This is a genomic window from Bacillus oleivorans, from assembly GCF_900207585.1.
Classification (GTDB): domain Bacteria; phylum Bacillota; class Bacilli; order Bacillales; family JC228; genus Bacillus_BF; species Bacillus_BF oleivorans.
In genome coordinates, this window is record NZ_OAOP01000020.1 from 1 (window position 1) to 5234 (window position 5234).

The following is a 5234-nucleotide window of genomic DNA, read 5'->3' on the forward strand; positions in this document are numbered from 1 at the left end:
TTTATAATAATTTGAGTTGTAAGAAATTTTTAATTGGTTTTCCTTTGCGTATTTATCCAGGACTTCGCTGATTAGCTTTTCCAACTGTTCTGTATAATTCACAAATATTCTCTCCTTCGCGTTTTGCTTTAATCCCTCGCCAATTTATCTACAACATCATCCCGTATCGTCGTAATCTGCATCCGGCTTATTCCCATGTGCTTAGAGATACCCGTTAAACTCATTCCATCGAGTAAACAATCGAGTACCACCTTCTCTTTTTCATCCGTAATCGAAGGGATGCGCTCATTGATAAAGTTCACTTCCTCAATGTATTTTTGCAGACGTTTCGACTTATTCACCCTTCTGATGACTTCGTTCTCTAATGCTTTCCCGACAACTCCCTGGGCTTTCGGTAAGGTCGCTTCTATGCCGTATTGGGCAGCTCCTCTGAAATCCGTTTCAGAGAGGTAATGATCGATTCGTTGTATCTCTTTTACCATCCAGTGATAGTTTTTTAATATGCCATATATTTGGTGTTTGTTGAACTTGGTAGCAGTGACTGTCATCTTATCACCTCTAGTCATTATATTTTGAGATAGTCTGCAGCAAACTGGCTTCCGTTCTTGTTTGCTTCATAGATTCCAGACCACCTACATATAGTTCTTTGGCAATGTCCCGTTCAAATCGCAAATTAGCTATAGTTTCTTCTCCTTTAGCTAAATTGTTAATTAAAGTAGCTGGGAGTCCTTGTTCTTTTAGTTTTAATATCTCTTGTCGTAAAGCAACTCTGTATCTTTTTTCGGCAGTTGCTTTATTCCGAGCAAGAGTAAAGATTTCTTTAGCTGCTATCTCTAAGCGTTTACGGACTGCCCGCATTTCTTGTATGATTTCGGTGAGTTCAATGTACTTACCTTGTTCCATTACTTCACCAACTCTTGTATAGTCTTAATCTCTTCGTAAGTCGCTATAAATAAGACTGCACACGCAAATAAGAAAAATCCTATTTCTTTTCTCTTTATAGCAACTGCCATTCCAAATATATTAATAACGAAGCCAAGGATACATACAGTTAAGATTAACTCCATTTATTCACCTTCTTTTATTTCTTTAAATGTACTAATCGGCAATACCACTAAAGGCTCTTTTCTATCTGCTTTAATTACCAGTGCATCTACATCGTCCTTCTCAAGCCATCCGTATATTTGTTTGAATCCATCTTTCCGAGCTTTTACTTCAAACTTCATGCCCAGTGCTTCTACATCACCTTTAGCGAATGAGGTTGCCCCACTAAGAGGGACACGCTTGCCATTTAAAATGGCGGCTATCTCCCTCTCAACGCGAGCTCCTTTGTCCCTTTGGCTTTTTCCCACGTTATCCCCTCTCCTTTTGCAACTTCACTAATTCTTCGTCTGTTAATCTATTAAGGTATTCAAACACATAGCCTGTTTTGATTTCTAATTCTGATATGATTTCTAATCAGTGTACTGGGTCTAGTTTAGTAGCCATTTTCTTGTCTCCCATGATTGATTTTGTTTTTCTCGAAGTAGGCTTGTTCGATTTGTTCACAGGTGAATCCGAGTAATTTTCCTAGATTCATAAAGTTCCCTAACAAGTCATCGTAAAAATCGTGTACTCCACAGCCATATCCCATGTCTTTATAAAGATTATCCATGTAGGCAACGATTTTAAATAAGTCATTTAACTGGTCGAGTACGTTATCTGGAACTATTGCTAAAGTCGGTTCATTTTTATAGCCATACTCATTTCCAATACTCAAAATGAAGTGTAAACAGTCTACATATTCTTCTAGGAGTGGATTTGTCGTTACTAGACCTACACCCTTTATATATTCAGTTTTCGAGATTCGCGGTCTTTGGTCCTCACTCCAAAACTTAAACCCTCGCCATTCATTCGCCAGCTCCCCTAGCTCCACTTGTAACGCTAATATTTTCTTTGGGAGAAGGTCTTGTCCTTCAAGACCTTTCTCCTTCACGATTCGTTTGTCGAGTTCTGCTTGTGCTTCGAATAGTTTAGATAGATTCATGGTTTATCCCCCTTTTTGGTCTTTGTGTCGGAGTACGTATATTTCTCCACTTACCTTAATTACAGTGGGTATGTCTTTCTTGGTTTTTAATATGGTTACGATTGGCCGGAATTTATCTCCTTTTTGTCTCATGGTTTCACCTCATGGTTCTGTTGTTCAAAATCTACGAAATGTGCAATAACTAAAGCAGTTCTAAAATTTTTTCAAATAACTCTCTTGTGGCTTTAGCATCTGATAATGCATCATGATAATTTTGATTTTCGATGTTAAAATGTTCAAAAGCTCCTTTGCTGGAACATGCTTCTTTCGGAACTTTACCTTTTAAATGTAAACCCCATAGTAATGACATTGTGTCTATCATTCTATGACTGATGTAATCATCCATATTGATTCCGTTTGAATCGTAAATATGATGTTTAATGAAGTATTTATCGAACCCGACATTATGACCCACTAAGATTGGTTTGTGATTAAAATTCACTTGAATAAACTCATTTACTGCGTCTAATGCCTCTTCAGGGGACAAACCATTAAGTTTTAATTCTTCGAGATTAATTTGATTTAGTTTCAATGATTGTTCAGTAACAACATAATTTTCTAAACTGATGTTAATTTTTAAAGTGCCTTTTATTACACTGTCATAAGCTACCAAACCAATCTGTAGTAAAGAATGTTCAAACGGATTTAATCCACCTGTTTCTGTGTCTAAAAACAAAAGTTCCACCTTGTCCCTCCTAATTAATTTTTTCGTAAGCTATCTCACACATTATTCCGCACTCTTCCATGACTTCATCTTCAATTCTGCCTCTATTCGGCTCTAACTCGTCTAAGAAAACACCTTTAATGCAAGAATGACCTATTTCACGTTCTAGTTTTGCCCTTTCTGCAAATACTTCCGGGAAATCCTTGCGTATCTTGTTCCAGTAACCCATTCCGCCTTTTACACACCCAATACAGTTGTTGTTTCTGTATCCCATTTCATACATTACAGGGCGTTTAATTCCCAATCGTTGTAACATTCCATGTACTTCTTCTTTAGTTAGATTTTCATCAATTAAGGGAAAGATATGTTCATACTCTGGCATAAGTTCCTTTAGTCTGTTGGCTCTATGTTGTTCGGTTCCGTCATATCCCCAGACATAAACCATTTGTCCTTCTTGTTCTCTTTCCCACTCTTGACGAACTTGCTTTTTTAATATCTGTGTGCATTTAGCGCCATAAGGAGAATTAATAAAACGATATTTTTGAATTACATTTTTCACACTTTCATCTTTACTTCTAAGAATTTTTATTTCTCTTCCTAAAGCCTTTTCGCAATCGTGTAAAAATCGAATTGTATCTTCATGCTGATCTTTGATGTCGATATAAAATATCTCGTCAATTGTCTCTTTTCTTAGGTATATTGCAATAAAACTACTTACCCCACCACTAAACCAAGCGACCTCTTTTCGATTCAATTCTTCACTCTCCTTATTGCACTTTTTGGTTCTACCCTTCATCAGAAGGGCAGATCCTCGTCATTGATATCAATTGGTTCCCCATTGTCTGCGAATGGATCTTCGTCTGTATTCTGTTTTGGCGGTGGTGTGTTCTCACTCTTTGGCTTGCTATCTAAAAACTGTACAGATTCTGCGACTACTTCTGTGACATAGCGTTTTCCGTTGTCGGTATCATATGACCTTACTTGTATTCTTCCGTCTACTCCGATTAAGGAACCTTTCTTTGTAAAATTGGCTGTATTCTCAGCTGCTTTATTCCAGATAACGATGTTGATAAAATCTGTTTCCTCTCGGTTAAATTGACGGGTTACGGCAACGGTTCCGGTTGCTACTGGTTTCCCTGATGGGGTGTAACGTAATGTTATATCTGACGTAAGGCGGCCAACTAAAATCGTTCTATTTAACATTTGAATATCTCTCCCTTAAATTCAAATAATCAATTTTGTTGTAAACTGTTCGTCTAGTTACATTTAATTTTCTTGATATTTCTGTTGCTTTATATCCTTGCTCAACCATTTCAATTAATTTGGTATCTACATCTTTGTAGGAAGGATGATTTGTTTTATCTTCCAATCTTTCCTTTGCCCAACTCGATAACTTTTCTCTTGTTTTTTTCGACCTTTTCGCTCCTGTATGATGCATTGCCGTGTGTGCGCCATGTTCCATTAATTTAAGGTTTTCTAAGCGGTTATCGTGTTTTATTTCATTCTTGTGGTGTACTACTTCATTCGGTTGTAAATATCTACCTAATTTCATTTCCATGACTACCCTATGTTCAAAAATATAGCCGTTTACCTTGTCGCTAAAAGGATGTGATTTAATACATAAGGCAATGTATCCGCTTGGGGTTCTTTTCCTTCCAGTAACATCATGGACTTGGCCGTTAATTATCACAGAGTAATATGTTTGTTTGTTTTTAGGAGTCGGCATTAGTAATCACTTCCTACTAGTACGACTCTATTTAACATGGTTTATTCCTCCATTTTTTACATATTTTCTTAGAACTGTGGGTTAAGATATTGTTTCTAACCATGCATCTTCTAGTTTGTTTTTCCATTCATCATCATTATTTAATTTGCTAATTACATACCAAATTGAATTAACATTTCTCACTTGACGTCCGCTATGAAACTCTTTATTTACATTTTCAGCAATTACAGAAACAGGCACTTGTTGGTCATATTCATGTTCCATATATTCCACTTCAAGGTAAGTGTAAGGTACTCTCATCCTCATTCTCCTTTCGTCAAAATTTGTATTATTCAACTTCCGTACCGTGACCTACGATGTCAAAATCACTAATTTTCTCTTTACTACCACATGCTCTACAAACAAGGTAAGGTAGTTCTAATTGACCATCCTTACATTCACAACTTTTACACTCAAAATGAATAACAATCACATTCTCACCTTCTTTTTGTTGCACAATTCGATTCAACTGTTCTCTTGCTTGTTCGTATTTCTATTGACTAAACTGGAAAATAGAGATTTTATGCCCTTTTTTCTCTAAATTCGTAAAGATCGTTCCGTAAAATCAATACATCGTGTAACTTTGTAAATCCATTCATCTTCTTCAGCTGCTCTTTACTAACCGATTCCTCAAATACCGTACAAATGGTTAATATCTCTCCATCAATTGATTTACCCTTGTGAGTGACGACTCGTCTTACCCCATTTCTCCAACTCCCCTTTATATAACCGTTCTAACT

The 5234-nt window shown here is 36.6% G+C and carries 11 protein-coding genes; all 11 read right to left on the reverse strand.

The window, feature by feature from the left end; genetic code table 11:
* Positions 1 to 128 precede the first annotated feature (128 nt).
* The 11 genes from CRO56_RS22320 to CRO56_RS23105 all read right to left on the reverse strand — a co-directional run bounded on the left by CRO56_RS22320 (position 129) and on the right by CRO56_RS23105 (position 4963).
* Complete coding sequence (locus tag CRO56_RS22320) at positions 129 to 548, reverse strand: hypothetical protein (RefSeq protein ID WP_097160832.1); 420 nt, start codon at positions 546 to 548, stop codon at positions 129 to 131.
* Between the two features lie 10 nt (positions 549 to 558).
* Complete coding sequence (locus CRO56_RS22325; protein WP_097160833.1) at positions 559 to 903, reverse strand: hypothetical protein; 345 nt, start codon at positions 901 to 903, stop codon at positions 559 to 561.
* Positions 903 to 1067: a hypothetical protein gene (locus tag CRO56_RS23100; protein ID WP_179714403.1), complete on the reverse strand. Its 165-nt coding sequence runs from the start codon at positions 1065 to 1067 to the stop codon at positions 903 to 905. The genes CRO56_RS22325 and CRO56_RS23100 overlap by 1 nt, the downstream gene beginning before the upstream one ends.
* Entirely contained in the window at positions 1068 to 1352 is a 285-nt protein-coding gene (locus CRO56_RS22330) for a PDDEXK family nuclease (protein ID WP_097160834.1), read from the reverse strand.
* Positions 1353 to 1477: 125 nt separating this feature from the next.
* Positions 1478 to 2026, reverse strand: coding sequence for a dUTP diphosphatase (locus CRO56_RS22335; RefSeq protein WP_097160835.1), 549 nt, complete (start codon positions 2024 to 2026; stop codon positions 1478 to 1480).
* A 181-nt stretch (positions 2027 to 2207) separates the two neighbouring features.
* A complete protein-coding gene (locus CRO56_RS22340) occupies positions 2208 to 2750 on the reverse strand; it encodes a 3'-5' exonuclease (protein WP_179714404.1) in 543 nt (180 codons plus the stop codon).
* 10 nt (positions 2751 to 2760) lie between these two features.
* Positions 2761 to 3483, reverse strand: a complete 723-nt coding sequence (locus tag CRO56_RS22345; protein ID WP_218839658.1) for a phosphoadenosine phosphosulfate reductase domain-containing protein — start codon at positions 3481 to 3483, stop codon at positions 2761 to 2763.
* A gap of 41 nt (positions 3484 to 3524) precedes the next feature.
* Entirely contained in the window at positions 3525 to 3932 is a 408-nt protein-coding gene (ssb, locus tag CRO56_RS22350; RefSeq protein WP_097160838.1) for a single-stranded DNA-binding protein, read from the reverse strand.
* Positions 3922 to 4455, reverse strand: coding sequence for an HNH endonuclease (locus tag CRO56_RS22355; RefSeq protein WP_097160841.1), 534 nt, complete (start codon positions 4453 to 4455; stop codon positions 3922 to 3924). Before CRO56_RS22355 ends, ssb begins: the two co-directional genes overlap by 11 nt.
* A gap of 81 nt (positions 4456 to 4536) precedes the next feature.
* Positions 4537 to 4755 (reverse strand): hypothetical protein, encoded by a 219-nt coding sequence (locus CRO56_RS22360; protein WP_097160839.1) that lies wholly within the window; start codon positions 4753 to 4755, stop codon positions 4537 to 4539.
* A 28-nt stretch (positions 4756 to 4783) separates the two neighbouring features.
* On the reverse strand, positions 4784 to 4963 hold the full coding sequence (locus CRO56_RS23105; RefSeq protein ID WP_097160840.1) for a hypothetical protein: 180 nt from the start codon (positions 4961 to 4963) through the stop codon (positions 4784 to 4786).
* Between the last annotated feature and the right edge of the window lie 271 nt (positions 4964 to 5234).

Bases quoted from the DNA above. Each gene is read 5' to 3' on its own strand.
- CRO56_RS22320 (WP_097160832.1), bottom strand. From the start codon at position 548: ATGACAGTCACTGCTACCAAGTTCAACAAACACCAAATATATGGCATA.
- CRO56_RS22325 (WP_097160833.1), bottom strand. From the start codon at position 903: ATGGAACAAGGTAAGTACATTGAACTCACCGAAATCATACAAGAAATG.
- CRO56_RS23100 (WP_179714403.1), bottom strand. From the start codon at position 1,067: ATGGAGTTAATCTTAACTGTATGTATCCTTGGCTTCGTTATTAATATA.
- CRO56_RS22335 (WP_097160835.1), bottom strand. From the start codon at position 2,026: ATGAATCTATCTAAACTATTCGAAGCACAAGCAGAACTCGACAAACGA.
- ssb (WP_097160838.1), bottom strand. From the start codon at position 3,932: ATGTTAAATAGAACGATTTTAGTTGGCCGCCTTACGTCAGATATAACA.
- CRO56_RS22355 (WP_097160841.1), bottom strand. From the start codon at position 4,455: ATGCCGACTCCTAAAAACAAACAAACATATTACTCTGTGATAATTAAC.
- CRO56_RS22360 (WP_097160839.1), bottom strand. From the start codon at position 4,755: ATGAGAGTACCTTACACTTACCTTGAAGTGGAATATATGGAACATGAA.